The 26,399-nt window shown below is 39.5% G+C and carries 26 protein-coding genes and 1 tRNA gene; 26 read left to right on the top strand and 1 reads right to left on the bottom strand.

The genetic code is table 11. The features are described 5' to 3' along the window. Position 1: 1 nt before the first annotated feature. From hisD to ACRPLY_RS20105, 13 genes are all read left to right on the top strand, one after another. On the top strand, positions 2 to 1,270 hold the full coding sequence (hisD, locus tag ACRPLY_RS20165; protein ID WP_028412044.1) for a histidinol dehydrogenase: 1,269 nt from the start codon (positions 2 to 4) through the stop codon (positions 1,268 to 1,270). 73 nt (positions 1,271 to 1,343) lie between these two features. Then, on the top strand, positions 1,344 to 1,928 hold the full coding sequence (hisB, locus tag ACRPLY_RS20160; protein ID WP_013059719.1) for an imidazoleglycerol-phosphate dehydratase HisB: 585 nt from the start codon (positions 1,344 to 1,346) through the stop codon (positions 1,926 to 1,928). After that, a complete protein-coding gene (gene hisH / locus ACRPLY_RS20155) occupies positions 1,929 to 2,576 on the top strand; it encodes an imidazole glycerol phosphate synthase subunit HisH (protein WP_034264272.1) in 648 nt (215 codons plus the stop codon). It begins immediately after the preceding gene. Then, complete coding sequence (hisA, locus tag ACRPLY_RS20150) at positions 2,563 to 3,297, top strand: 1-(5-phosphoribosyl)-5-[(5-phosphoribosylamino)methylideneamino]imidazole-4-carboxamide isomerase (RefSeq protein ID WP_325077790.1); 735 nt, start codon at positions 2,563 to 2,565, stop codon at positions 3,295 to 3,297. The genes hisH and hisA overlap by 14 nt, the downstream gene beginning before the upstream one ends. Further along, positions 3,297 to 4,055, top strand: a complete 759-nt coding sequence (gene hisF, locus ACRPLY_RS20145) for an imidazole glycerol phosphate synthase subunit HisF (RefSeq protein ID WP_025752585.1) — start codon at positions 3,297 to 3,299, stop codon at positions 4,053 to 4,055. Before hisA ends, hisF begins: the two co-directional genes overlap by 1 nt. Continuing rightward, on the top strand, positions 4,052 to 4,675 hold the full coding sequence (gene hisIE, locus ACRPLY_RS20140) for a bifunctional phosphoribosyl-AMP cyclohydrolase/phosphoribosyl-ATP diphosphatase HisIE (RefSeq protein ID WP_432232097.1): 624 nt from the start codon (positions 4,052 to 4,054) through the stop codon (positions 4,673 to 4,675). Before hisF ends, hisIE begins: the two co-directional genes overlap by 4 nt. 181 nt (positions 4,676 to 4,856) lie before the next feature. After that, entirely contained in the window at positions 4,857 to 6,359 is a 1,503-nt protein-coding gene (locus ACRPLY_RS20135) for a tetratricopeptide repeat protein (RefSeq protein ID WP_432232096.1), read from the top strand. 111 nt (positions 6,360 to 6,470) lie between these two features. After that, the gene (gene trxB / locus ACRPLY_RS20130) at positions 6,471 to 7,424 is read left to right on the top strand and encodes a thioredoxin-disulfide reductase (protein WP_013059713.1); all 954 of its coding nucleotides are present in this window, start codon (positions 6,471 to 6,473) and stop codon (positions 7,422 to 7,424) included. A 303-nt stretch (positions 7,425 to 7,727) separates the two neighbouring features. Next, positions 7,728 to 8,186, top strand: coding sequence for an 8-oxo-dGTP diphosphatase (locus tag ACRPLY_RS20125; RefSeq protein WP_013059712.1), 459 nt, complete (start codon positions 7,728 to 7,730; stop codon positions 8,184 to 8,186). Positions 8,187 to 8,227: 41 nt separating this feature from the next. Then, the gene (gene rapZ, locus ACRPLY_RS20120; RefSeq protein WP_013059711.1) at positions 8,228 to 9,121 is read left to right on the top strand and encodes an RNase adapter RapZ; all 894 of its coding nucleotides are present in this window, start codon (positions 8,228 to 8,230) and stop codon (positions 9,119 to 9,121) included. Continuing rightward, entirely contained in the window at positions 9,118 to 10,104 is a 987-nt protein-coding gene (locus ACRPLY_RS20115; protein ID WP_325077789.1) for a gluconeogenesis factor YvcK family protein, read from the top strand. Before rapZ ends, ACRPLY_RS20115 begins: the two co-directional genes overlap by 4 nt. Before the next feature lie 33 nt (positions 10,105 to 10,137). After that, positions 10,138 to 11,082 carry a DNA-binding protein WhiA gene (gene whiA, locus ACRPLY_RS20110; protein WP_013085390.1) on the top strand — a complete coding sequence of 315 codons (945 nt, stop codon included), beginning with the start codon at positions 10,138 to 10,140 and terminating at the stop codon, positions 11,080 to 11,082. A 28-nt stretch (positions 11,083 to 11,110) separates the two neighbouring features. Beyond that, complete coding sequence (locus ACRPLY_RS20105; RefSeq protein WP_013059708.1) at positions 11,111 to 11,365, top strand: HPr family phosphocarrier protein; 255 nt, start codon at positions 11,111 to 11,113, stop codon at positions 11,363 to 11,365. Positions 11,366 to 11,399: 34 nt separating this feature from the next. On the opposite strand, the gene clpP is transcribed toward ACRPLY_RS20105, so the two are convergent. Beyond that, positions 11,400 to 11,987: an ATP-dependent Clp endopeptidase proteolytic subunit ClpP gene (clpP, locus tag ACRPLY_RS20100; protein WP_013059707.1), complete on the bottom strand. Its 588-nt coding sequence runs from the start codon at positions 11,985 to 11,987 to the stop codon at positions 11,400 to 11,402. A gap of 220 nt (positions 11,988 to 12,207) precedes the next feature. Between clpP and ACRPLY_RS20095 the strand changes: the two genes are divergently transcribed. The 13 genes from ACRPLY_RS20095 (at position 12,208) to rnr (ending at position 26,338) form a co-directional block, all read left to right on the top strand. Beyond that, positions 12,208 to 12,279, top strand: a tRNA-Arg gene (locus tag ACRPLY_RS20095). A 201-nt stretch (positions 12,280 to 12,480) separates the two neighbouring features. Continuing rightward, positions 12,481 to 13,155, top strand: coding sequence for a hypothetical protein (locus ACRPLY_RS20090; RefSeq protein WP_165635050.1), 675 nt, complete (start codon positions 12,481 to 12,483; stop codon positions 13,153 to 13,155). Positions 13,156 to 13,441: 286 nt separating this feature from the next. After that, a complete protein-coding gene (gene rpoN / locus ACRPLY_RS20085) occupies positions 13,442 to 14,752 on the top strand; it encodes an RNA polymerase factor sigma-54 (RefSeq protein ID WP_028412050.1) in 1,311 nt (436 codons plus the stop codon). A 12-nt stretch (positions 14,753 to 14,764) separates the two neighbouring features. After that, entirely contained in the window at positions 14,765 to 15,013 is a 249-nt protein-coding gene (locus ACRPLY_RS20080) for a glutaredoxin family protein (protein WP_165635049.1), read from the top strand. 133 nt (positions 15,014 to 15,146) lie between these two features. Further along, positions 15,147 to 16,175, top strand: coding sequence for a sugar-binding transcriptional regulator (locus ACRPLY_RS20075; RefSeq protein ID WP_014457838.1), 1,029 nt, complete (start codon positions 15,147 to 15,149; stop codon positions 16,173 to 16,175). A 46-nt stretch (positions 16,176 to 16,221) separates the two neighbouring features. Further along, positions 16,222 to 17,229, top strand: a complete 1,008-nt coding sequence (gap, locus tag ACRPLY_RS20070; RefSeq protein WP_014457839.1) for a type I glyceraldehyde-3-phosphate dehydrogenase — start codon at positions 16,222 to 16,224, stop codon at positions 17,227 to 17,229. A 309-nt stretch (positions 17,230 to 17,538) separates the two neighbouring features. After that, positions 17,539 to 18,723, top strand: coding sequence for a phosphoglycerate kinase (locus ACRPLY_RS20065; protein WP_028412053.1), 1,185 nt, complete (start codon positions 17,539 to 17,541; stop codon positions 18,721 to 18,723). 175 nt (positions 18,724 to 18,898) lie between these two features. Next, positions 18,899 to 19,654, top strand: a complete 756-nt coding sequence (gene tpiA, locus ACRPLY_RS20060) for a triose-phosphate isomerase (RefSeq protein WP_013085385.1) — start codon at positions 18,899 to 18,901, stop codon at positions 19,652 to 19,654. Beyond that, a complete protein-coding gene (gpmI, locus tag ACRPLY_RS20055; RefSeq protein WP_028412054.1) occupies positions 19,654 to 21,186 on the top strand; it encodes a 2,3-bisphosphoglycerate-independent phosphoglycerate mutase in 1,533 nt (510 codons plus the stop codon). The genes tpiA and gpmI overlap by 1 nt, the downstream gene beginning before the upstream one ends. 24 nt (positions 21,187 to 21,210) lie before the next feature. Next, positions 21,211 to 22,506, top strand: a complete 1,296-nt coding sequence (gene eno / locus ACRPLY_RS20050; protein ID WP_028412055.1) for a phosphopyruvate hydratase — start codon at positions 21,211 to 21,213, stop codon at positions 22,504 to 22,506. A gap of 208 nt (positions 22,507 to 22,714) precedes the next feature. Further along, positions 22,715 to 22,948, top strand: a complete 234-nt coding sequence (secG, locus tag ACRPLY_RS20045; RefSeq protein WP_014457843.1) for a preprotein translocase subunit SecG — start codon at positions 22,715 to 22,717, stop codon at positions 22,946 to 22,948. Between the two features lie 268 nt (positions 22,949 to 23,216). After that, complete coding sequence (locus tag ACRPLY_RS20040; protein ID WP_028412056.1) at positions 23,217 to 23,957, top strand: alpha/beta hydrolase; 741 nt, start codon at positions 23,217 to 23,219, stop codon at positions 23,955 to 23,957. Positions 23,958 to 23,995: 38 nt separating this feature from the next. Further along, positions 23,996 to 26,338 carry a ribonuclease R gene (rnr, locus tag ACRPLY_RS20035; RefSeq protein ID WP_028412057.1) on the top strand — a complete coding sequence of 781 codons (2,343 nt, stop codon included), beginning with the start codon at positions 23,996 to 23,998 and terminating at the stop codon, positions 26,336 to 26,338. Positions 26,339 to 26,399: the final 61 nt, after the last annotated feature.

Below are 26,399 nucleotides of genomic sequence, written 5' to 3'. Positions count from 1 at the left end.
ATTGAAAATTACACGTGTAACAGAACAAGTGAGCTTAAAGCGTACGATTGATCAAGGGACGAGTGCCCAAAGAGAAATTGTCGTAAATATTTTAAAGCAAGTGCAAGAGCAAAAAGACGAAGCTTTAAAAAGATATACAGCCCAATTTGACGGCGTTGAGCTTTCTTCTTTGCTTGTGACAGAACAAGAAAAGAAGCGTGCTTATGAGCTGGTTGATGCAGATATGCTGTCAATCATTCGTGAAGCTGCTGACAACATTCGTGATTACCACGAAAGAATGGTCGAGCAGTCTTGGATGACAACAAAAGAAGACGGCACCATTTTAGGGCAGAAAGTAACGCCTTTAGATGCAGTAGGTGTTTATGTACCGGGAGGTCTTGCAGCGTATCCTTCTTCCGTTTTAATGAATGTCATTCCTGCTCAAGTGGCAGGTGTAAAACGTATCGTGATGGTTTCACCTCCAGGAAAAGACGGCGCGCTTCCTGCTGGAGTAGTTGTAGCAGCGAGTGAGCTAGGGGTCGAAGAGATTTATAAAGTAGGGGGAGCTCAGGCAGTAGGAGCACTTGCCTATGGAACAGAAACAATTCAACCCGTCGATAAAATTGTAGGGCCCGGTAATATCTTTGTTGCATTGGCGAAGAGAGAAGTATATGGCTTAGTAGACATTGACTCAATTGCTGGACCTAGTGAAATTGTCGTACTAGCAGACGATACGGCTAAGCCGAACGAAGTGGCCGCTGATTTATTGTCTCAAGCAGAACATGACAAATTAGCTTCAAGTATTTTAGTTACGCCTTCTATGAAGTTAGCCGAAGCTGTTAAAGAAGAAGTGGAAAGGCAAGTAGAATCTTTACCACGTAAAGAAATTGCCAAACCTTCTATTGATAACCATGGCGCTATTTATGTGACCGGGTCATTAGAAGAAGCGGTTGAAGCTGTGAATCAATTAGCCCCTGAGCATTTAGAAATTATGACTGAAAGTCCGCTTGAACTTTTAGGTTCCATTCGTCATGCCGGTGCTATTTTTCTAGGAAGATACAGTTCAGAACCTGTTGGCGATTATTTCGCTGGACCAAACCATGTTCTTCCAACCAATGGGACAGCAAAATTCTCAAGTCCTTTATCAGTTGATTCATTTGTGAAGAAGTCTAGTATTATTTCATACAGCCAACAAGCCCTGCAGAAAAATGTCTCAAAAATCGCAGCGTTTGCTCGTTTAGAAGGGCTAGAAGCTCATGCAAGGGCGGTTGAAGAACGCTTTAAAAAATAAGGCGGAGATTAAAAAAAGAGTAGAAATGTTCTTTTCTTTACTTATTACATGCACAGTTGAAAGGAGTTTCACAATGAGAGAGTCAAGTATTAAACGTACAACAAACGAAACGGATATTGCATTAGCGATTGGAATCGATGGAGAAGGAAAAGCGAACATTGATACAGGCGTTCCTTTTTTAAATCATATGCTCGATTTATTTACAAAACACGGACAGTTTAACCTTGATGTAAAAGCAGATGGAGACACGGAGATTGATGATCACCATACAACGGAAGATATCGGTATTTGCCTTGGTCAAACGTTCAAAGAAGCGCTCGGTGATAAAAAAGGAATTAAACGCTATGGAAATGCGTTTGTACCAATGGATGACGCGTTAGCCCAAGTCGTAGTAGATTTAAGCAATCGTCCTCATTTTGAATTTAAAGGTGACATTCCCGCTTCGCGCGTCGGTACATTTGATACAGAGCTTGTATATGAATTTTTATGGAAATTTGCATTAGAATCTCGCATGAATGTACATGTAATCGTACACTACGGTAAAAATACGCACCACATTATTGAAGCGGTATTTAAGGCATTAGCACGTGCTTTGGACGAAGCGACAACGATTGATCCGCGTGTCAAAGGTGTGCCTTCGACGAAAGGGATGTTGTAAATGATTGGCATTATTGACTATGGGATGGGAAACTTATACAGCGTAAGTAAAGCTCTTGAACGATTAAACTATGACTATATCATCTCCGCAGATCCTGCAGAACTAAGAAAGGCAAAAGGGCTGATTCTTCCTGGAGTTGGAGCATTCAAAGATGCGATGGAACAGCTGAATCAAACAAAGCTGACGGACTTTATTAAAGAAGAAGTAGAAAAAGGAATGCCTTTGCTTGGAATTTGTTTAGGTATGCAGCTTTTATTTGAAGAAAGCGATGAGAACGGTGTAACAAAAGGGCTGGAACTGTTAAAAGGGAGAGTCGAGCGTATTCCCGGCATTACTGCGGAAGGACAGACATATAAAGTTCCGCATATGGGCTGGAACTCTTTAGATTTTCATCAGCAGTCCGCTCTGCTTGATGGAATCAGTGCAGGTCACGTGTACTTTGTTCACTCTTATTACGTAAAAACAAACGACCAAGACGTGCTTTTAGCAACAAGTCCTTATGATGTTGAAGTTCCAGCAGTTGTTGGAAAAGAACACGTATTTGGCACTCAATTCCACCCTGAAAAAAGCAGTGCAATCGGAATGCAAATGCTTCAAAATTATGCAAACTTCGTAGAGAAAAGGAGCCCATCGTATGAGCAAATTTGAAATATATCCAGCCATTGATATGCGCGGAGGGAAGTGCGTCCGTTTGCTTCAAGGAGATTACACAAAAGAAACGGTGTACGGAGACTCTCCGGTAGATATGGCCACACAATTCGCAAGTGAAGGCGCTCAGTGGATTCACATGGTTGATTTAGACGGCGCAAAAGCGGCTAAGCGCGTGAATGATGAATTTGTGCTAGGCGTGAAAAAGAAATTAAATGTACGTGTGCAAATTGGAGGAGGCATTCGCTCAGAAGCTGACGTTGCTTACTATTTAGAAAACGGAATTGACCGCATTATTTTAGGAAGTGCAGCTATTTCAAATCCTGAATTTGTGAAAAAAATGTTGAAGGAATATGGTGCGCGTATTGCTATTGGTATTGATGCACGTGATGGCTATGTTGCGACGGAAGGCTGGGTGGAAACATCTACAATCAAAGCGACAGAACTAGGAAAAGAATTGGCTAATGCTGGTGCGGAAACATTTATTTTCACGGATATTTCTACAGATGGTATGCTGTCTGGTCCTAATGTGGAAGGAATTGTTGAAATGGCTAAGGCTACTGGAAAAGGTGTGATTGCATCAGGGGGAGTTAGTAAGCTTGCTGATCTAGATGCACTAAAGAAATATGAAGCTGACGGCGTTATTGGTGCGATTGTAGGGAAAGCACTTTATACAAATAAGTTTACAGTAGCTGAAGCACTTCAAGAGGTGAAAGCGTAATGATTACAAAACGAATCATTCCTTGTTTAGATGTAAAGGACGGCCGTGTGGTAAAAGGAGTTCAGTTTGTGGAACTTCGAGATGCAGGAGATCCTGTAGAGTTGGCGAAATTTTATGATGAAGAAGGCGCAGATGAATTAGTCTTTTTAGATATTTCTGCTTCTCATGAAGGACGCAAAACAATGGTACATGTTGTAGAAGAAGTAGCATCTCAGCTAGCGATTCCTTTTACGGTGGGCGGAGGAATTAATGCATTAGAAGATATGAAGAGAATGCTTCGTGCTGGTGCAGACAAAGTGTCATTAAATACAGCGGCCGTACTCAATCCAGCACTGATTACAGAAGGGTCCGACTTTTTTGGAGCTCAGTGTATTGTGGTAGCAATCGATGCTAAGTACGATGAAAGCTTACAATCATGGCGAGTCTATACACACGGAGGCCGCAATGCAACGGACTGGGAAGTAATCGACTGGGCAAGAGAAGCAGTGAAGCGCGGTGCGGGTGAGATCTTGTTAACGAGCATGGATAAAGACGGCGAAAAGTCAGGGTTTGATTTAGCGTTAACCAAAGCGGTCAGCCAAGCGGTGAGCGTTCCTGTTATTGCTTCTGGCGGCGCAGGAAATGGTCAAGATTTTGTCGATGCGTTTGAAAAAGGAGAAGCTGACGCGGCTTTGGCGGCTTCGATCTTTCACTATAAAGAAACATCTGTAAAAGAAATTAAAAGCTATGCAAAACAACAAGGAGTGAGCATTCGATGACGATTGAAAACATTAAATTCAACAGTGATGGACTTGTGCCAGCTATTGTACAAGATGCTGTGAGCAAAGAAGTTTTAACATTGGCTTATATGAACGAAGAATCACTTCAAAAATCAATTGATACACGTGAAACATGGTTTTACAGCCGTTCTCGACAAGAGTTATGGCACAAGGGCGCAACCTCTGGGAACACACAAAAAATTGTGAGCATGGCATATGACTGTGATGCTGATTCTCTTGTTGTAAAAGTGGAGCCTCAAGGTCCTGCTTGTCATACGGGGGCTTACAGCTGTTTTAATGAAACAATTCTTGGCGAAAATAAACAAAATGATAATCGGTTTGCTATTATTAATGAGCTAGAAGAAGTGATTGCTAAGCGTGAAGCTGAAATGCCAGAAGGAGCTTATACGACGTACTTATTCGATAAAGGCGTAGATAAAATCCTCAAAAAAGTAGGAGAAGAAGCAGGTGAAGTGATTATTGCAGCAAAAAATCGTGACAATGATGAGCTGAAGTGGGAAGTTGCGGATTTACTGTACCACGTACTTGTTTTACTTCGTGAGCAAAAGCTGCCTTTGGACGATGTCCTATCAGTATTAAAGGAACGTCACTCTAGCTAATAGCTACATAGTGAAAGGAGAGAAGGAGTTGTCTCATTTTAGATAAAAGAGGCAAAACCTTCTCTTATTTGCGTCAAGAAACGACTGCTTGCAGGCTCCTTTTTTGAATAGAGGTATTAAACTTCTTGGCAAATGTGATATACTACGAACGTCGAAATTATCAACTTATTTGGAGGGCTTAATGGAAAAACACTCAAAAGTAATTCAAAAAATGGCACAAGTAATTCCATTTTCGCAAACGGGTGACTTCTATTTCGAAAAAGCGCTGCAGGCGTTTGAAGAAGAGGAGTCAGATAAAGCGCTCAAGTATTTAACGCGTGCAAACAAAGAAAATGCCCGTAATCCACAGCTTCTTACAAACGTTGGAGTAGCTTTAACGGAGCAGGGAGATTATCAAGATGCCAACGAGCTTTTTCTCCATGTGATTCATCATATGGACGATACATTAGGAAGCTGTTACTACTATATAGCCAACAGCTATGCGCATCTTGGACTGTTTGAAGAATCAAAAAAATACGCGATGTATTACATTGAGCATTTTCCAAATGGTGACCTCTTTCGATCGGCTACAGATCTGTTAGATTTACTATCAATTGATGTGGATGAAGAAGATGAAGAGCCTAAAAATCAGCTAGGCGACATGCTGATTATAAAACAAGAACAAGCAAAACGACTGCTTGAAGCAACGAATTTTGAAGAAGCAGTGGATTTGTTAACTGAAATAATTGATGAGTATCCAGAATTCTGGTCTGCATATAATAATTTAGCGTTAGCTTATTTTTATTTAAATAAAATTGATGAGGCAATGGATTTGCTGAATGAAGTATTGGAGAAAAACCCTGGAAATCTTCATGCGTTATGCAATCAGCTGATTTTCTATTATTATTGCCATAAGCATAAAGAAGTTGAGGAGCTTACAGACGGGCTTAGCCGCGTTTATCCGATGTCATTTGAACACCGCTATAAGCTTGGAGCAACATTTGCGTTGATTGGTCAATACAAACTATCATACAGATGGTTAAAAAAGCTTTATACACAAGGTTTTCAAGGAGACAACTCATTTCATTATTGGCTTTCATACGCCTCTTACTATACTGGACATGAAGCCTTCTCTAAAGAAATGTGGAAGCTGGCATTGGAAGACGTTCCTGATAAAGAAGGAGAGGAGCCTTGGCGCATCAGTCAAAAAGCTGCGAAGGTTTTTCAATCGAAAGTGGATGTTACAGCGAAAAAGAAGTGTGCAACAAACAATGTTCACGATCAGCTTTACAGCTTGTATATGGCAAAAAAGCTTCCTGAACAGCAGCGTCTGCTTCTTTTAGAAGAAATCAAATCGTCCATACATATGAGTACACTTTTGGATGAAGTATATACGTATGTATGGCAGGATAAACAACATGTGATTTTTGAGGTGGCAGATGTTATTGAACTGGAGATGGAATCGCAGACTGAAAGTGATACCCAGGATCTTTTAAGCTTTTGGTTTTATGTATATGTACAGGTATATAAACAATCCTATGATTTTCAGCATGTCAACGTAAATGCATGGGCTGCAGCCGTCACATATATATGGGCGAAAGAACAAAACCAGTCTATTACTCAAGCCGATGCGGCAAAACAATATTCCATTTCGGCTGCAACAGTTAGAAAGTACAGTAAAATTGTGAATAAGTTATTAAATTGAGCAAAAAAATAGACGATAATAGGAAGAACATATTAGGATAGTGGTAACGAAATAATTATCCATAAATTTGGAATCAACTACGAAGGAATTTCCTAAAAGGAGTGTAAAGAAATGACAGAAGAAAAAATTTATGATGTCATTATTATTGGGGCAGGTCCAGCAGGTATGACTGCTGCTGTATATACATCTCGTGCAGATTTATCAACACTAATGATTGAACGCGGAATTCCAGGCGGTCAAATGGCTAATACGGAAGATGTAGAAAACTATCCAGGTTATGATCATATCCTTGGTCCTGACCTTTCTAACAAAATGTTTGAGCATGCAAAAAAATTCGGTGCGGAATATGCGTACGGTGATATTAAAGAAATCATCGACGGAGAAGAATACAAGACAGTTCGTGCAGGCAGCAAAGAATATAAAACACGTTCAGTAATCGTTGCTACTGGTGCTGAATATAAAAAATTAGGTGCGCCAGGAGAAAAAGAACTAGGCGGCCGCGGCGTATCTTATTGTGCTGTATGTGACGGTGCATTCTTTAAAGGTAAAGAGCTAGTCGTTGTAGGCGGTGGAGACTCTGCGGTTGAGGAAGGCGTATATTTAACACGCTTCGCAACAAAAGTAACAATTATTCACCGACGCGATGAGCTTCGCGCGCAGAAAATCCTACAGCAGCGTGCATTTGACAACGAAAAAGTTGATTTTATTTGGAATACAACAGTCAAAGAAGTAAATGAAAAAGACGGTAAAGTAGGCAGCGTAACGTTAGTAGACACAAAAACAGGTGAAGAGCGCGAGTTTGGTGCGGACGGCGTATTCATTTATGTTGGAATGGTTCCACTAACAAAACCATTCGAAAGCCTAAACATCACGAATAAAGAAGGATATATTGAAACGAACGAGCAAATGGAAACAAAAGTACCAGGTGTGTTCGCAGCTGGAGACGTTCGTGAAAAGGCTCTTCGTCAAATTGTAACAGCTACAGGTGATGGCAGCATTGCTGCTCAAGCGGCTCAGCACTATGTAGAAGAGTTAAAAGAAAAGTTAAAAGCTATTCAGCAATAAGGCTGAAATCAATCGTTTACAAAACGTAATTCGGTTTTAACTGTTCTGTAACACCTGTGAAACATTGATGGGGTACTATATAGATAGTAATTGACCCCCTTTTATAAAATATATGTATGTCGGGCATAGGACGTGTTCCTATGCCTCTTTTTTTTGACTATAACAGATTGAATTTACGTATATAACAGCAAGCGTTTATTTTCAGAAAATTTAGTAATAGTTAGTTCATCTCCGTTGTGAGAGAAGTTTGTTTCGTAGTATAATAAAAGAAAATGTCAGTATACATATGATGAGGTGGAAAACATGCAAAGGGTCACAAATTGTGTATTAATGAAAGACGATAAAGTATTGTTGCTTCAAAAGCCACGAAGAAACTGGTGGGTGGCCCCGGGTGGGAAAATGGAGCAAGGAGAATCTGTAAAAGACTCTGTTGTAAGAGAGTTTCGTGAAGAAACAGGAATTTATTTGAAAAATCCCACTGTAAAAGGTATTTTTACATTTACGATGAAAGAAAACGATCAAATTTCATCTGAGTGGATGATGTTTACTTTTTTTGCTACAGATTTTGATGGGACAAATGTGCTAGAATCAGAAGAAGGCAAACTCGGTTGGCATAATTTGAGTGAAGTAAGTGAATTGCCGATGGCCCCGGGAGATCATCACATTATCGATTATGTAGCAAAAGGGTCGGGTGTTATTTATGGCAACTTTACGTATACAACGGATTTCGAGTTATTATCTTATCGAATTGATCCTTGTTAATGATAAATAGACATGTATGCATAGATTGAGGGGGATGAAAAATGAGTACTGGGTCTGTAAGCGATATTCAATTAGTGATTATTACTGGAATGTCAGGTGCAGGAAAAACAGTAGCAATTCAGAGTTTTGAAGATTTAGGGTTCTTTTGTGTAGATAATTTACCCCCTACATTGCTACCGAAATTTTTGGAACTCATGAAAGAGTCAGGGAATAAAATGAATAAAGTTGCTCTTGTTATGGATTTGCGAGGCAGAGAGTTTTTTGAAAGCCTATTTGAAGCATTAGATAACATGAGTGAAACAACGTGGGTCACGCCACAAATTTTATTTTTAGATGCAAAAGATTCTGTACTGGTGACGCGCTACAAAGAAACGAGACGTTCACATCCGCTAGCTCCTTCGGGTTTACCGTTAGAAGGAATTGGTATGGAACGGGAGCTGCTTGAGGAGTTAAAAGGAAGAGCTCAGCTTATTTATGAGACATCAGAGTTAAAGCCAAGAGAGCTTAGAGAAAAGATTTTAACTCAGTTTTCTTCGCACGCTTCACAAGTTTTTACTGTTAATGTGATGTCATTTGGTTTTAAATACGGGGTGCCTATTGACGCTGATTTAGTCTTTGATGTGCGCTTTTTGCCAAACCCTCACTATATTGACCATATGCGTCCTAAAACAGGGCTTGAAGAAGAGGTTTCTTCTTACGTATTAAAATGGACGGAAACTCAAAAGTTCATTGAAAAAGTAGTAGACCTACTTTCGTTTATGCTTCCGCAGTACAAGCGAGAAGGTAAAAGCCAGCTGGTCATCGCTATAGGGTGTACAGGGGGACAGCATCGCTCCGTCACATTAGCTGAATATTTAGGTCACCATTTCCAGAATGAATACAAAACTCATATTTCTCATCGTGACATTGAGAGGAGAAAGGAAAATCATAGATGAGCAGTGAACAGCTTCCAAAAGTTGTCGTCATTGGGGGAGGAACGGGTTTACCAGTGCTGTTAAGAGGGTTGAAGGAATACCCTCTTGATCTTACAGCCATCGTAACCGTAGCAGACGACGGGGGAAGTTCTGGCCGATTGCGCGATGAACTTGAAATCCCTGCTCCTGGTGATATTCGAAATGTGCTAGCTGCTTTATCTGATGTAGAGCCACTAGTTGAAGAGCTTTTTCAACATCGATTTGATACAGGAAATGAGCTTACAGGCCATTCTCTTGGCAATTTGTTGCTTGTAGCTATGACGTCTATTACTGGCGATTTTGTGCATGCTATACGAGAAATGAGCAAAGTACTAAACGTCAGAGGGAAAGTGCTTCCGGCAGCTAATCAAAGTGTTGTGCTGCATGCGGAGATGCAAGATGGATCCATCGTAACAGGTGAATCTAAAATTCCAGAAGTTAATAAAAAAATTAATAAAGTGTTTTTATCGCCTGCCGATGTGAAACCGCTTGTCGAGACAATAAAAGCTATTCGACGCGCTGATTTAATTGTATTGGGGCCGGGAAGTCTTTATACAAGTATTTTGCCGAATTTACTGGTGCAAGATATTTGTAATGAGCTTTGTTCGACAAAAGCAAAGAAAGTGTACGTGTGCAACGTGATGACGCAGCCGGGTGAGACATTGGGTTTTAAGGCAAGTGATCATATTAAAGCGCTTTACAACCATATGCCGTGTGCGTTTTTAGATGCGATTATTGTCAATAATGCACCTATTCCGGCACCTTTAAAAAAGAAATATCAAGTAGAGCAGGCTCAGCCTGTAGAATATGACCGTGAAGTATTGCTAAAATTAGGTTTAGAAGTGATTGAAGATCAAATTATTCAGTATGACGGCAGCGTAATTAGGCATGATACAAAAAAAGTAGCAAAGCTTGTGTATTCTATGCTGACATCGCTGCAAGGTAAAGCGAATACAGGTGTTTAACACTATTTCCGTATGTAGATTGGAGGTGAAGTTATGTCATTTGCATCAGAAACAAAAAAAGAGTTAACGAATTTAGAAGTCAAGGATTGCTGTGCAAAAGCAGAGCTCTCTGCATTAATTCGAATGAATGGTTCACTTTCTTTTTCGAATAAAAAATTCACAGTTGATGTCCAAACTGAAAATGCAGCGATTGCTCGACGCATTTATGTCCTGCTTAAGAAAAATTATGATGTGTCAGTAGAACTGCTTGTACGTAAGAAAATGCGGCTGAAGAAAAACAATGTGTATATTGTTCGATTAGTAGAGAAAACAAGAATGCTTTTGGAAGACTTAAAAATTGTAGAAGAAGGATTCACGTTTACACATCGTATTTCACCAGAGCTAGTACAAAAGAAATGCTGTAAGCGATCCTACTTAAGAGGCGCATTTTTAGCCGGCGGCTCTATTAATAACCCGGAGACATCATCGTACCATCTTGAAATCTTTTCATTGTATGAAGAGCACAACGAAGCTTTATGCAATTTAATGAACGAATTTCAATTGAATAGTAAAACATTAGAACGAAAAAAAGGCTATATTAACTATTTGAAAGAAGCTGAAAAAATTACGGAGTTTCTAAATATCATTGGAGCCCATAACGCTCTTTTACGGTTTGAGGATGTAAGAATTGTCCGAGATATGCGAAATTCCGTTAATCGCTTAGTTAATTGTGAAACAGCTAACTTAAACAAAACAATCGGAGCGGCCATTCGTCAAGTGGAAAACATTCGTTATATTGATGAAACAGCTGGATTAGATATCTTACCAGAAAAGCTAAGAGAAATTGCTCGTTTGCGTGTGGAATATCAAGACGTTACGTTAAAGGAGCTTGGTGAGATGGTATCTGGAGGTCAAATTAGCAAATCAGGCATTAACCATCGATTGCGTAAAATTGACCAAATAGCAGACAAGCTTCGCGCCGGTCAGCCAGTCACATAAGGGGAATTGCAAGGGGGAGGATTTTATCATGGAAAAACAAGTAGAAGTAAAATTAAAAACGGGATTACAAGCTCGTGTTGCGGCACTATTCGTGCAAGAAGCAACTCGTTTTACATCTGATGTGTACTTGAAGAAAGATGAGAAAGTAGTCAACGCTAAAAGTATCATGGGGTTAATGAGCTTAGCGATTAATAACGGTTCTCTTATTACGCTCATTGTTGAAGGGGTAGATGAAAAAGAAGCAATGGATGCGTTAGTCGCTTACGTAGAGAACGATGCATAAAAAAGCCTTTCCCAAAGTGGGAAAGGCTTTTTTCTTATTTAGGGTCGTTTTCTAATACTTTGTCAATTAGACCGTATTCTAAAGCGCGTTCAGCAGTCATGAAATTATCACGATCTGTATCACGTTGTAGCACTTCTAACGGTTGACCTGTACGCTCGGCTAAAATTGAATTTAGTTTTTCACGTAGGAATAGAATACGTTTTGCCGCAATTTCGATTTCAGTAGCTTGTCCTTGAGCACCACCAAGAGGTTGATGAATCATTACTTCGCTGTTTGGAAGAGCAAAACGTTTGCCCTTTTCACCAGCAGCCAGTAAGAAAGCACCCATTGATGCAGCCATACCGATACAAATTGTAGAAACTTTTGGCTTAATGAATTGCATCGTATCATAGATAGCCATTCCAGCTGTAATAGAGCCACCTGGGCTGTTGATATAAAGTGAGATATCTTTTTCTGGGTCTTCAGCAGCTAAGAATAGAAGCTGAGAAACGATCGAGTTAGCTACATTATCATCAATAGCACTACCTAAAATAATAATGCGGTCTTTTAATAAACGTGAATAAATGTCATAAGCACGTTCACCACGGTTTGTTTGTTCAATAACTGTAGGAATTAAGTTCATATTAAATTCCTCCTTAACAAGAATAATTTGTTATGTACCTATAATACACGTATGGTCAATAAAGGTCAAACAAAAGAACCTCTACTACACATATTCGCTTAAAAGACTATGTATTCCTCTTTGACATTATTAAAATTTTTCCCCCTTCTAAAAAAAATAAACGTAGTATTCTATTGAAAAGAGAAGTTTTCTCTCCTATAATGGAAGTTGTGACAAATATGCCCTCGTAGTGTAGTGGATAGCACAAGAGATTCCGGTTCTCTTAGGGTGGGTTCGAATCCTGTCGAGGGCGTCTTAAAACGTTGCGGATTACGCAACGTTTTTTATTTTGAGTAAAAAGGCTCATCTTCTCAAAAAATAATATTTATTTTCCTTCTATAACCCTTTATACGCGTAAGGAAGCAAGAAATTAATTCCATTGTACCGGTTGCGGAATTTGTCAGAATACTATAAAACAGTATATAAGGAAAAGAAACACGGAGGAGGAATAAATATGAAATACATGAACAAACTTTCCATTGTCAGTGCATCGGTAGCCCTATTACTATCTGCATGCGGGACGAACGAAGATTCTGCTCAGCCGAAGTCTAATGATCAAGCAGAAAATGTTCAGCAGGATACAGCTTCTAAATCTGATCAAACATCAGGCGCTGCAAAAGAAGAGTCGAAAAAAGATGCGGATTCTGCTGAAATCTCAGCCGAACCTTCAGGAAGTCAATCATCGACTAGCGAAACGGCGGAAGGTGGACAGTCAAGGTCTTCTTCAGAAACAAAACTAACAAAAAGCCCAGAACAAGATTATTCTATTCAAGTAATGGACGGCTATAAACTAACGGGTGAAGAACCTGGAAAAGATGCGTTAGTGTTAACTTCAGATGATTCTCAATTTATGCGTATTGAAATGCTTTCATCAGAAGCATCGCTGGATGACGCTGCTCAATCTGTTAAACAAACGGCAACAGCAGTTAATAAAAATGCAGCAGAGAAAAAGAATCTTGAAGAGAATGGAATCTTCAAAGATTCTGTTTGGTATGAAGCCACATCTGGCGATCATACGGTAAACGCCGTGTTGGTTAAAGGAAAGAAACCAATGAAGCTAACCATTTTTACGAAAAATGACGCAGAAAACTTAGACAAGTTTATGCAAATGGCACAAACTATTCAATAAGCAATTCTTCTATATATTATACAAATGCAGAAAATTCGACATGACGAAGAAAACGTCATGTCGAATTAGTACTCGGATCATGTAGTAGGCGCGAATTATAATGAAAAGTTATAAAGGTGTATAGCTCTATTACTTTTTTGATGGTTAGTAACTAAAAATAGGATGAAATGCTTCGTTAACAAAGGTTGACGGAGATTTTTTGATGAAAAAATTACATATAAAAAATAGTTATATGCTCTTTGAAAGCGTTTTTATAGTAAAATAGATGAAGGGGAGGGGAGAAATAATGGAGATTGGATTATTTCAGCAGCAGTCGTTAAAACTGACGATGTCAAAAGAATTATCACAAGCTATTTCTCTTTTACAATATTCATCGATGGATATTGTAGCGTTTTTACATGAGCAGGCGCTTCAAAATCCGCTTATAGATTTTTCAGAGCTGCCCGTCAATACATCTCACAATCAAAAAAATCATGCAACTTCTGATTCAACAGATTATATGAGCAGTATACCAGCTCCTAAAGAAACGCTGTACGAACATTTAATGAATCAATCCGCATTATTAAAATTAGATGAATGTGAGCAGGCAGCCGTTGAGTTTGTTATTCATAGTCTGGATGATGCTGGCTATTTGCACGATGAGTTAATCATACTTGCTAACCAGCTTGGCCAAGATCAAGAGCAGGTTGAAAAGGCTCTTCAACTTGTGCAGCAGATGGACCCGGCAGGAGTAGGGGCGAGAAGTTTACAGGAGTGCTTAATGCTCCAATTAAAAAGAAGTAATCAATGGACAGAAAAAATAGAGCAAATTTTGACACATCACTTTGAGGAATTTGCTTATAAAAAATGGATGAAAATCTCAAAGTTATGTCAAATCTCACTTGAAGCTCTTCAACAATTACATGAACAGATTAAGAAATTAAATCCTCGTCCTGGATCATTTTATATGAAGTCCAATGAACGATTCATTGTACCGGATTTTATTGTGAAAATTGAAGATGGAAATGTCGTTGCTTATGCAAATGAGGATTTGGAACCTCGTCTTTCAGTGAACGAACAATACAAACTTCAGCTGAAAAATAAGCAGAACCAAGAAATGTTTTCTTATTTGCAAGAGAAATATCGTGAATTTCAATGGATTATGAAAAGTTTACACACACGCAAAGACACATTAAACGCATTAATGAATACTTTACTCGTTGAACAAGAAGCATTTTTTAAAAAGGGCCCTTCGTATTTGAAGCCGTTAACGATGAAGGAAGTAGCGGAACAAACCTCTGTGCATGAATCAACGATTAGCCGTGCTACTCGGCACAAATATATTCAAACACCTTTTGGCACCTTTTCAATGAAATCTTTTTTCTCAACTAGTATTCAACTGGGCAACAACGAAGCGACTTCTACAACTCACGTAAAAGAACTGCTTAAAAAGCTAGTATCAGAAGAAAACAAACAGCGTCCGCTTTCAGATCAGCAGTTGGCTAACGTCTTGCAAAGCAATTATAACGTTACTATTTCAAGAAGAACGGTAGCCAAATATCGAGACCAATTAAACGTTCTACCATCCAGTCAACGAAAACTTTTTGTCACGCAGTAAAGGAGTGGGAATGTGGAAGTCGTACTATATACCAAAAATGGCTGTCATTTATGCGATGATGCAAAGAAGCTGCTTGCAGAGATGCAGTCTGAGTTTCCCTTTCAGCTTATGGCACGAGATATTTACAAAAACGATGAGTGGTTGGAAAAGTATCACCTTGCGATTCCTGTAGTAGAAATGGATGGAGAAGAAGTGGAATATGGAAAAATAACAGGTATTCCATTAAGAAAACGCTTACTTTTAAAAATAGGCAACACATGAGTTGAATAAAGGATTCACTCCTGTTAGAATAGATTTTGTAGCAGGGTGAATTTTTTTTGCGCAAGGTGGGACATAATATGTCTATATGGGACAAAATATGTCCAGCAAGTTTATGCCTTAAGGGGATTTTAACATGCGTTCTTTAATAGAAGTACAACGAAAATTATTACCTGAACTTCTCTCAGTTATGCAAAAGCGCTATCAAATCTTGCAATACATACGTTTAATGCAGCCGATTGGCCGCAGAAACTTAGCTGTAAGCCTTGGGCTAACAGAGCGTGTGTTACGAAGCGAAGTAACATTCTTAAAAGAACAAGATTTGATTGACATTTACCCTAGTGGGATGACGCTTACAAACGAGGGAGAACTACTTCTAGCTGAGTTAGAAGAAGTAATGAAGGAAGTTTCAGGACTTCGATTATTGGAAACAACATTAAAAGAGGCGTTTTCTTTATCAGAAGTTGTTGTTGTATCTGGAGATAGTGATCAGTCTCCTTGGGTCAAAAATGAAATGGGTCGAGCATCTGTTTCGTGTATCAAGGAGCGCCTTGTTGGTGAAAAAAATACCGTTGCTGTTACAGGTGGTACAACGCTTGCCGCCGTTGCCGAAATGATGACACCTGATTCAAAACACCCTGATGTACTTTTTGTACCTGCTCGCGGAGGGTTAGGTGAAAATGTACAAAACCAAGCAAACACGATTTGTGCTAAGATGGCTGAAAAGTCCATGAGTCACTATCGCTTGCTTCATGTTCCAGATCAGCTTAGTGATGAAGCATACCGATCCATTATCGGTGAGCCATCTATTAAAGACATGCTTCATTTAATCAAGTCCGCTGGTATGGTTGTTCACGGAATAGGAGACGCTATGACAATGGCAGAACGCCGTAAAACACCACAAGCTGACTTAGAAAAAGTGAAAAATGGACATGCTGTAGGTGAGGCATTTGGATACTATTTTAATCATCAAGGCGAAGTTGTTCATAAAGTTAAAACAGTTGGCATACAACTCGATGATTTAAAGAACAATAAATGTGTTATTGCTGTTGCAGGAGGTTCATCAAAAGCAAAGGCAATTAAAGCGTTTATGCAACAAGCGCATGATTCGATTCTCATTACAGATGAAGGCGCCGCAAAAGAGTTAGTAAGGGATTTTAATTAATCCCTCATATAAAAAAATACTTTTTACATTCAAGGAGGAAATACCCATGGCAGTAAAAATTGGTATTAACGGATTTGGTCGTATCGGCCGTAATGTATTCCGCGCAGCTTTAAAAAATGATAACGTTGAAGTAGTAGCAATCAACGACTTAACAGATGCTAACATGCTTGCTCACCTTTTAAAATATGATTCTGTACACGGAAAATTAGATGCAGAAGTAGTAGTAGATGGTAGCAACTTAGTAGTAAACGGTAAAACAATCGAAATCTCTGCTGAACGCGACCCAGCTCAATTATCTTGGGGCAAACAAGGCGTAGAAGTTGTTGTTGAATCTACTGGATTCTTCACAAAACGCGCTGACGCTGCAAAACACTTAGAAGCAGGAGCTAAAAAAGTAATTATCTCTGCTCCAGCATCTGATGAAGACATCACAATCGTAATGGGTGTTAACGAAGACAAATACGATGCAGCTAACCACAACGTAATTTCAAATGCTTCTTGTACAACTAACTGCTTAGCGCCATTTGCTAAAGTGTTAAACGACAAGTTCGGTCTTAAACGCGGAATGATGACAACAGTTCACTCTTACACAAACGACCAACAAATCTTAGACTTACCACACAAAGATTACCGTCGTGCTCGTGCAGCTGCTGAAAACATCATCCCAACTTCAACTGGTGCTGCTAAAGCTGTATCTCTAGTATTACCTGAATTAAAAGGTAAATTAAACGGTGGAGCTATGCGTGTTCCAACTCCAAACGTTTCTTTAGTAGACTTAGTTGCTGAACTTGATAAAGAAGTAACTGTTGAAGATGTAAACAACGCTCTTAAAGAAGCTGCTGAAGGCGATCTTAAAGGCATCCTTGGTTACAGCGAAGAGCCACTAGTATCTGGTGACTACAATGGTAACATCAACTCTTCTACAATCGATGCATTATCTACAATGGTAATGGAAGGTAACATGGTTAAAGTTATCTCTTGGTACGATAACGAGAGCGGATATTCTAACCGTGTAGTAGACCTTGCTCAATACATCGCTGCTAAAGGACTATAAGAATAACTTAAAATTCGCTTCTATTTGATTCAATAAGACAGAAATCGACTAGACTTTCCTTTTTTATTGGATATCTGAAAATAGAACGACTATAATAAGACTTGCTAAGGAAGAGAGGGGCATACCCCCTCTTCCTTGATTTATGTATTGGCTTCTACATGAAAAAGCGTCATAAACAGCTAACTCGAGTTTCACTTTATATAGAAAGGCGCCAATATATAAAATGAAATGTACGTTGGTTTGTGGATTGATGATTACATAGAAGCCTACTTGCTTAGTACCATAAATACTTAAGGAGGCCTTTTAACGATGAACAAAAAAACGTTGAAAGACATCGATGTAAAAGGAAAGCGAGTATTTTGTCGCGTAGACTTTAACGTACCAATGAAAGACGGAAAAGTAACAGACGAAACTCGTATTCGTGCAGCTGTTCCTACTATTCAATATTTAGTAGAACAAGGTGCAAAAGTAATTTTAGCTAGCCATCTTGGACGTCCAAAAGGCGAAGTTGTTGAAGAATTACGTCTAAATGCTGTTGCAGAACGTTTACAAGCTCTTCTTGGTAAAGACGTTGCAAAAGCTGACGAAGCTTTTGGTGAAGAAGTAAAGAAAACAATCGACGGCATGAGCGAAGGCGATGTTTTAGTACTTGAAAACGTACGTTTTTACCCAGGCGAAGAGAAAAACGATCCTGAATTAGCAAAAGCGTTTGCTGAATTAGCAGATGTATACGTAAACGATGCATTCGGTGCAGCTCACCGTGCGCATGCTTCAACAGAAGGAATTGCTCAACACATTCCAGCAGTAGCAGGTTTCTTAATGGAAAAAGAGCTTGATGTGCTTTCAAAAGCATTATCGAACCCAGAACGTCCATTTACTGCAATCGTTGGTGGAGCAAAAGTTAAAGACAAAATCGGTGTAATTGACCACTTACTTGATAAAGTAGATAACTTAATCATCGGTGGAGGACTTTCTTACACATTTATTAAGGCACTAGGCCATGAAGTAGGTAAATCACTTCTTGAAGAAGACAAGATTGAACTTGCAAAATCTTTCATGGAAAAAGCTAAGAAAAACGGAGTAAACTTCTACATGCCAGTGGACGTGGTAGTAGCAGATGACTTCTCAAATGATGCTAATATTCAAGTTGTATCAATTGAAAACATTCCAAGCGATTGGGAAGGCTTAGACGCAGGACCGAAAACGCGTGAAATCTATGCTGACGTAATCAAAAACTCTAAGTTAGTTATTTGGAATGGACCAATGGGTGTATTTGAATTAGACGCATTTGCTAATGGAACAAAAGCAGTAGCTGAAGCTTTAGCAGAAGCAACTGACACATATTCAGTAATCGGCGGAGGAGACTCTGCAGCAGCTGTTGAAAAATTCAACCTAGCTGATAAAATGAGCCATATTTCTACAGGTGGCGGTGCGTCACTAGAGTTTATGGAAGGTAAAGAACTTCCAGGCGTAGTTGCACTAAACGATAAGTAAGTTTATGTTTCAGTAAGACGGAGGACCGACCTGACGACTGATAATATAAATAATTATCAAGCAGCGAAGAAGGATGACCAAGAGATAAAAGGGACCGAATCACTTTTAACAGCACCCTCTTGGACATCTAACGCGTGAAGTGAAAACCCACAATAAACAAAGGACGGTGTTACACATGCGTAAACCAATTATTGCAGGAAACTGGAAAATGAATAAAGTACTTTCTGAAGCAACTAGCTTTGTTGAAGAAGTAAAAGGAGCAGTACCATCTCCTGAAAGCGTAGATTCAGTAGTATGTGCACCTGCACTATTTTTAGATCGTTTAGTAGAAGCGACTAAAGGCACAGACTTAAAAATTGGTGCACAAAACATGCACTTCGAAGAAAACGGTGCGTTCACTGGAGAAGTGAGCCCTGTTGCATTAGCAGACCTAGGTGTGAACTACGTAATTTTAGGACACTCTGAACGTCGTGAAATGTTTGCTGAAACGGACGAAACAGTAAACCAAAAAACAATTGCTGCATTCAAACACGGTTTAACACCAATCGTTTGCTGCGGTGAAACAAACGAAGAGTATGAACAAGACCAAACAAAAACAGTTGTAGCTAATCAAGTACAAAAAGCATTAGCTGGTCTAACTGATGAGCAAGTAAAACAAACGGTTATCGCATATGAGCCAATCTGGGCAATCGGTACAGGTAAATCTTCAACTGCTGAAGGTGCAAACGAAGTTTGTGCATACATCCGTAGCGTTGTTGCAGAGCAATTCTCTCAAGATGTTGCAGATGCTGTACGTATTCAATACGGCGGTAGCGTAAAACCTGCTAATATTAAAGAATATATGTCTCAATCAGACATTGACGGAGCTTTAGTAGGTGGAGCAAGCTTAGAAGCAGATTCTTTCTTACAGCTTTTGGAGGCTGGTAAGTAATGAGTAAAAAGCCAGTAGCATTAATCATCTTAGATGGTTTTGCATTACGCGATGAAGATAAAGGTAATGCGGTAACACATGCAAAAAAACCAAACTTCGACCGTTTCTGGAACGAGTATCCTCATGCTACACTTCAGGCGTCTGGAGAAGCTGTAGGCTTACCGGAAGGCCAAATGGGTAACTCTGAAGTAGGTCACTTAAACATCGGTGCAGGCCGAATTGTGTACCAAAGCTTAACTCGTGTAAACGTAGCAATTCGTGAAGGCGAGTTTGAACAAAACGAAACGCTTGTAGCAGCTGTAAAGCACGCAAAAGAAAAGGGTACAAACCTTCATCTTTTCGGACTTTTATCTGATGGCGGTGTACACAGTCATATCGAACATCTTTATGCATTATTGCGTCTAGCTAAGAGTGAAGGCTTAGAAAAAGTCTACATTCATGGCTTCTTAGATGGTCGTGACGTAGCACCTCAATCTGCTGAAACGTATTTAAAAGAACTTAATGAAAAAATTGAAGAGTACGGCGTTGGTGAAATTGCAACACTTTCAGGACGTTACTACTCAATGGACCGCGACAAACGCTGGGAGCGCGTAGAGAAATCATACCGCGCAATGGTGTACGGTGAAGGTCCATCATATACAAGCGCTGAAGAGTGCGTAAAAGATTCATATGAAAATGGAATCTATGACGAATTCGTTTTACCTTCTGTTATTACAAAGGAAGACGGATCGCCAGTTGCGACAATTCAAGACGAAGATGCAGTCATTTTCTACAACTTCCGTCCCGATCGCGCAATTCAAATTTCAAATACGTTCGCAAACGAAGATTTCCGCTCATTTGATCGCGGTGAGAAACATCCGAAAAACTTACATTTTGTATGTCTAACTCACTTCAGCGAAACAGTTGACGGATATGTAGCCTTTAAGCCAATTAACTTAGATAATACGCTTGGTGAAGTATTATCTCAAAATAACTTAAAGCAGCTTCGTATTGCTGAAACGGAAAAATATCCTCACGTAACGTTCTTTATGAGCGGTGGACGTGAAGCAGAGTTTCCTGGTGAAACACGTATCTTAATCGATTCACCAAAAGTAGCAACATATGACTTGAAACCTGAGATGAGTGCTTATGAAGTGACGGACGCGTTGCTTGCAGAAATCGAGGGCGACAAGCAGGACGCTATTTTATTAAACTTTGCAAACCCTGATATGGTAGGTCATTCAGGTATGTTAGAACCAACGGTAAAAGCGATTGAAACAGTAGATGAGTGCTTAGGCAAAATTGTAGATGCAATTTTAGCTAAAGGCGGTACAGCAATTATCACAGCAGACCATGGTAATGCTGATGAAGTGATTACACTTGAAGGTAATCCAATGACGGCTCATACAACGAATCCTGTTCCGGTAATTGTAACAAAACAAGGCTTAGAGCTTCGTGAAGACGGTATTCTAGGGGATCTAGCTCCTACAATGCTTACTCTTCTAGATGTAGCACAGCCAAAAGAAATGACAGGTAAAACATTAATTAAATAATTAATTATAAAGGAGAGTTTTAAAATGCCAACAATTCTTGACATTTATGCACGCGAAGTATTAGATTCTCGCGGTAACCCAACAGTTGAAGTAGAAGTATATACTGAATCAGGCGCTTTCGGACGCGCAATCGTACCAAGTGGTGCTTCTACTGGTGAACACGAAGCAGTAGAATTACGCGATGGTGACAAATCTCGCTACCTAGGTAAAGGTGTATTAAAAGCAGTAGAAAACGTAAACGAAATTATCGCTCCTGAATTAGTAGGTATGGACGCAACTGATCAAATCGGTATCGACCGCCTTATGATTGAGCTAGATGGTACGGAAAACAAAGGTAAATTAGGTGCTAACGCTATCCTTGGTGTATCTATGGCAGTAGCTCACGCAGCAGCTGATTTCGTAGGTCTTCCATTATATCGTTACCTTGGTGGATTCAACGCGAAGCAATTACCAACTCCAATGATGAACATCATCAACGGTGGTTCTCATGCTGATAACAACGTTGACTTCCAAGAGTTCATGATTTTACCTGTAGGAGCTCCTACATTCAAAGAAGCAATCCGTATGGGTGCTGAAGTATTCCACGCGTTAAAATCTGTTTTATCTGCAAAAGGCTTAAACACAGCTGTAGGTGACGAAGGTGGATTCGCTCCAAACCTTGGTTCTAACCGTGAAGCATTAGAAGTAATTGTTGAAGCAATCGAAAAAGCTGGCTACAAAGCTGGTCAAGACATCCAATTAGGTATGGACGTTGCTTCTTCTGAATTCTTCAACAAAGAAACTGGTAAATATGACTTAGCAGGCGAAGGTCGTACAGGCGTAACTTCTGCTGAAATGGTAGATTTCTACGAGCAGTTAGTTAACGAATTCCCAATCGTTTCAATCGAAGACGGTTTAGACGAAAATGACTGGGATGGTCACAAGCTATTAACTGAGCGCATTGGCGGCAAAGTACAGCTTGTTGGTGACGATTTATTCGTAACAAACACGAAAAAACTTTCTCAAGGTATCGAACAAGGCGTAGGTAACTCTATCCTTATCAAAGTTAACCAAATCGGTACATTAACTGAAACGTTCGAAGCTATTGAAATGGCTAAACGTGCTGGTTACACAGCAGTAGTTTCTCACCGTTCTGGTGAAACTGAAGATGCAACAATCGCTGATATCGCTGTTGCAACAAATGCTGGTCAAATCAAAACTGGTTCTATGAGCCGTACAGACCGTATTGCGAAATACAACCAATTACTACGCATCGAAGACGAGCTAGGTGTTCTAGCTGTATACGATGGCGCTAAATCTTTCTACAACTTAAAAAAATAAGTTGAAATCATAAAAAACGGATGACGATTGTCATCCGTTTTTTTATGTTAAAATCCGGTGTATTTCGCTGTCATTACTTGTATGAGAGGGTTTTTTATGATAAATTAACCTTAGCGTAGTGCGCGTACTTTATCCCCGGTAATGCCAATCAGAAGGGATGAAGAAACCCCGCTGATTGACTATTACTTGGTGTAGGAGGTGTGTCTTAGTGCATACATTGCTGATTACTTTGCTAGTGATTGTTTCAATTGCATTGATTGTTGTGGTCGTTTTACAATCAAGCAAAACTACTGGATTATCTGGAGCTATTTCCGGTGGAGCTGAAACGTTATTTGGAAAACAAAAAGCACGTGGAATTGACTTAGTTTTACACCGTTTGACAGTAGTGTTATCTATCTTATTCTTTGCGTTAACACTTGCTGTATCTTATTTCAAACTTTAATATGTTACTGGATAGACTGCCACCTAATGCATACGTACTTGGTGTATACCAACTTATGTATTAGGTGGCTTTTTTAATGGGCGTGTTGAATACTTTAATTTCATTTTTAAGTAATGATATAATATAGCTTTAGAAAAAAGTACTAAATATAGTATAAAAGCGTAAAAGTTGACGGACACATCTCTTGTTATGTGATGACCGTCACATAAATACATGTTTTTTTCTATTATGACTGCAGATATTATAACTAAAAGGAGTTAAATGATATATGAAAATTGCACAACCAAAGCCATTTACATTTGAAGGCGGCGAAAAGGCTGTTTTATTACTTCACGGTTTTACCGGAAATTCTGCTGATGTTCGTATGTTAGGTCGTTTTTTAGAGAAAAAAGGATACACATGCCACGCACCTCACTATAAAGGACACGGTGTAGCGCCTGAAGAGCTTGTTCATACTGGTCCAAAAGATTGGTGGAAAGATGTCATGGAAGGCTATGAGTTTTTGAAAAGTAAAGGCCATGAAAGTATTGCCGCTGTAGGTCTTTCACTAGGTGGCGTATTTTCACTGAAATTAGGTTACACTGTACCTATAAAGGGTATTGTGCCTATGTGCGCGCCTATGTATATAAAGAGTGAAGAAGTCATGTATGAAGGTGTTTTAGCGTATGCACGCGAATATAAAAAGCGTGAAGGTAAATCGTCTGAACAGATTGAACAAGAAATGGAAGAGTTCAAACAAACACCAATGAACACGTTAAAGTCTTTACAGGAATTAATCGCTGAAGTGCGAAATTCAGTTGATATGATTTATGCACCGACATTTGTTGTACAAGGTCGTCATGATCATATGATTAATACAGACAGCGCCAATATTATTTATAATAGCGTCGAGTCTCCTACAAAAGATATAAAGTGGTACGAAGAATCTGGTCATACCATTACCTTTGATAAAGAGCGAGATCAGCTTCACGAGGATGTATATGCATTTTTGGAATCACTTGATTGGTAATAGAGATAATACGAATAAGGAAAAAGGAGGGACATGATGTGAAAGAAGAAAATCAGCCCTATATGAATGAAATATTGGATTTTATGAAAAGGGATAATTACAAACCTTTGACTGTCCAAGAGCTTGCAAAAGAATTTAATACGGAGGATGCAGAGTCATTCAAAGAGTTTGTTAAGGCACTTGTTATTATGGAAGAGAAGGGTTTAATTATCCGAGCAAGAAATGACCGCTACGGGCTGCCGGAACAAATGAATTTTGTCAAAGGGAAAGTAAGCGGACATGCAAAAGGGTTTGCGTTCGTAGTTCCTGAAGAAAAAGATGCGGGTGATGTATTTATTCCCCCTACTGAAACAAACAATGCTATGCACGGAGATATTGTGCTTGCAAGAGTGTTATCAGAATCATCAGGTGCTCGTCGTGAAGGAACCATTGTAAAAATCTTAGAACGAGGTACCCAGCAAATTGTAGGTACGTATACGCAAAGCAAGAATTTCGGCTTTGTGATTGCGGATGACAAAAAAATTGCAGGTGATATCTTTATTCCCAAAGCAGCAAGAAACGGTGCAGTTGAAGGCCATAAAGTAGTAGTAGAGCTCACAACCTATCCGGAAGGCCGCATGAATGCAGAAGGAAAAGTTGTTCAAATTCTTGGACATAAAAACGATCCGGGGATCGATATCATTTCTGTTATCCATAAGCACGGTCTTCCTCAAGAATTTCCTGCTGACGCTTTAACGCAAGCAATTGATACACCTGAGACGATTGATGAAAAAGATATCGGTAACCGTCGCGATCTTCGGGATCAAGTTATTGTAACCATTGACGGAGCAGATGCAAAAGATTTGGATGACGCTGTAACGGTTACAGAGCTTGAAAACGGAAACTACAAATTAGGTGTTCATATTGCAGATGTAAGTCACTACGTTAAAGAAGGTTCTCCGATTGATGTAGAAGCAGCAGAGCGCGGAACAAGCGTCTATTTAGTAGACCGAGTTATTCCGATGATTCCTCACCGTTTATCTAACGGAATCTGCTCATTAAATCCAAAAGTTAACCGTTTTACACTTTCTTGTGAGATGGAAATTAATCCACAAGGTGAAGTAGTAAAACATGAGATTTTTGAAAGTGTCATCAAAACGACAGAACGAATGACGTATTCAGATGTGAACAAAATCTTAGTGGATAAAGATGAAGAAGTGTTAGAACGCTACGAGCCAATCGTTCCGATGTTTGAGCGTATGGAAAAGCTGGCAGCTATTCTTCGTAAAAAGAGAATGGATCGCGGTGCCATTGATTTTGATTTCAAAGAAGCAAAAGTATTGGTAGATGATGATGGACATCCTCACGATGTTATTTTGCGTGAACGTTCAGTTGCTGAAAAGCTAATCGAAGAATTTATGCTGGCGGCGAATGAAACAGTAGCAGAACATTTTCACTGGATGAACGTACCGTTTATTTATCGTATTCATGAAGATCCAGATGCAGAGAAGCTTACTCGTTTCTTAGAGTTTATTACAAACTTTGGTTATACAGTGAAAGGGACAGGCAACGATATTCATCCGCGTGCGCTGCAAGATATTTTAGAAGAAGTAAAGGGTACGCCTGAAGAGATGGTTATTTCAACTGTTATGCTTCGTTCGATGAAACAAGCGAAATATGAAGCAGAAAGTTTAGGCCACTTTGGTTTATCAGCTGAATTCTATACGCATTTTACGTCTCCAATCCGTCGTTATCCGGATTTAATCGTTCATCGTCTCATTCGTACGTATTTAATTGAAGGAAAAACAGATCAGCAAACGCAAGAAAAATGGCGCGAGCTTCTGCCTGATGTTGCTGAGCATTCTTCTAATATGGAACGTCGTTCAGTTGACGCTGAGCGAGAAACGGACGATATGAAAAAAGCTGAGTTTATGGCTGATAAAGTTGGGGAAGTATTCAATGGTATTATTAGCTCTGTTACAAACTTTGGGATGTTCGTGGAGCTGGAAAATACGATTGAAGGGTTAGTTCATGTTAGTGACTTAACGGATGACTATTATCGTTACGACGAACGTCATTATGCGATGATTGGAGAAAGAACGGGCAACGTCTTCCGAATTGGAGACGAAATTGAAGTGAAAGTTGCCGATGTGAATAAAGACGAGCGTTCAGTGGACTTTGTTATTGTGGGAATGAAAGAAGGCCGCAAACGCTTATCTAAAGATCGTCCTAAAGTGATTAAGGCAAAACAAAAGTCACGCAAAGACGATAAAGGAAAAGGTCGAGAGGGCAGCCGAAGCAAAAATGAAGAGTGGTCTACTCAAAAACCAAAGAAGAAAAAGAAAAAAAGATTCTTCGAAGGCGCTCCAAACGTTAAGCGCAAAAAGAAAAAGCGCAAATAATCGACAGCAGTGAAGCAGAAGGATAGACCTTCTGCTTCAAAACAGCTCTATTAAACGTTTT

Origin of the sequence: Priestia sp. TGN 0903 (genome assembly GCF_050846855.1) — a bacterium.
In the GTDB taxonomy this organism is placed as follows: domain Bacteria; phylum Bacillota; class Bacilli; order Bacillales; family Bacillaceae_H; genus Priestia; species Priestia zanthoxyli.
This window is presented reverse-complemented; position numbering and strand designations above follow the sequence as displayed.

Bases quoted from the DNA above. Each gene is read 5' to 3' on its own strand.
- hisA (WP_325077790.1), top strand. From the start codon at position 2,563: ATGAGCAAATTTGAAATATATCCAGCCATTGATATGCGCGGAGGGAAG.
- gpmI (WP_028412054.1), top strand. From the start codon at position 19,654: ATGAGTAAAAAGCCAGTAGCATTAATCATCTTAGATGGTTTTGCATTA.
- ACRPLY_RS20135 (WP_432232096.1), top strand. From the start codon at position 4,857: ATGGAAAAACACTCAAAAGTAATTCAAAAAATGGCACAAGTAATTCCA.
- gap (WP_014457839.1), top strand. From the start codon at position 16,222: ATGGCAGTAAAAATTGGTATTAACGGATTTGGTCGTATCGGCCGTAAT.
- whiA (WP_013085390.1), top strand. From the start codon at position 10,138: ATGTCATTTGCATCAGAAACAAAAAAAGAGTTAACGAATTTAGAAGTC.
- ACRPLY_RS20125 (WP_013059712.1), top strand. From the start codon at position 7,728: ATGCAAAGGGTCACAAATTGTGTATTAATGAAAGACGATAAAGTATTG.
- trxB (WP_013059713.1), top strand. From the start codon at position 6,471: ATGACAGAAGAAAAAATTTATGATGTCATTATTATTGGGGCAGGTCCA.
- ACRPLY_RS20090 (WP_165635050.1), top strand. From the start codon at position 12,481: ATGAAATACATGAACAAACTTTCCATTGTCAGTGCATCGGTAGCCCTA.
- hisH (WP_034264272.1), top strand. From the start codon at position 1,929: ATGATTGGCATTATTGACTATGGGATGGGAAACTTATACAGCGTAAGT.
- clpP (WP_013059707.1), bottom strand. From the start codon at position 11,987: ATGAACTTAATTCCTACAGTTATTGAACAAACAAACCGTGGTGAACGT.
- eno (WP_028412055.1), top strand. From the start codon at position 21,211: ATGCCAACAATTCTTGACATTTATGCACGCGAAGTATTAGATTCTCGC.
- rapZ (WP_013059711.1), top strand. From the start codon at position 8,228: ATGAGTACTGGGTCTGTAAGCGATATTCAATTAGTGATTATTACTGGA.
- ACRPLY_RS20065 (WP_028412053.1), top strand. From the start codon at position 17,539: ATGAACAAAAAAACGTTGAAAGACATCGATGTAAAAGGAAAGCGAGTA.
- ACRPLY_RS20040 (WP_028412056.1), top strand. From the start codon at position 23,217: ATGAAAATTGCACAACCAAAGCCATTTACATTTGAAGGCGGCGAAAAG.
- tpiA (WP_013085385.1), top strand. From the start codon at position 18,899: ATGCGTAAACCAATTATTGCAGGAAACTGGAAAATGAATAAAGTACTT.
- hisIE (WP_432232097.1), top strand. From the start codon at position 4,052: ATGACGATTGAAAACATTAAATTCAACAGTGATGGACTTGTGCCAGCT.
- ACRPLY_RS20115 (WP_325077789.1), top strand. From the start codon at position 9,118: ATGAGCAGTGAACAGCTTCCAAAAGTTGTCGTCATTGGGGGAGGAACG.
- ACRPLY_RS20105 (WP_013059708.1), top strand. From the start codon at position 11,111: ATGGAAAAACAAGTAGAAGTAAAATTAAAAACGGGATTACAAGCTCGT.
- hisF (WP_025752585.1), top strand. From the start codon at position 3,297: ATGATTACAAAACGAATCATTCCTTGTTTAGATGTAAAGGACGGCCGT.
- ACRPLY_RS20075 (WP_014457838.1), top strand. From the start codon at position 15,147: ATGCGTTCTTTAATAGAAGTACAACGAAAATTATTACCTGAACTTCTC.
- hisB (WP_013059719.1), top strand. From the start codon at position 1,344: ATGAGAGAGTCAAGTATTAAACGTACAACAAACGAAACGGATATTGCA.
- rpoN (WP_028412050.1), top strand. From the start codon at position 13,442: ATGGAGATTGGATTATTTCAGCAGCAGTCGTTAAAACTGACGATGTCA.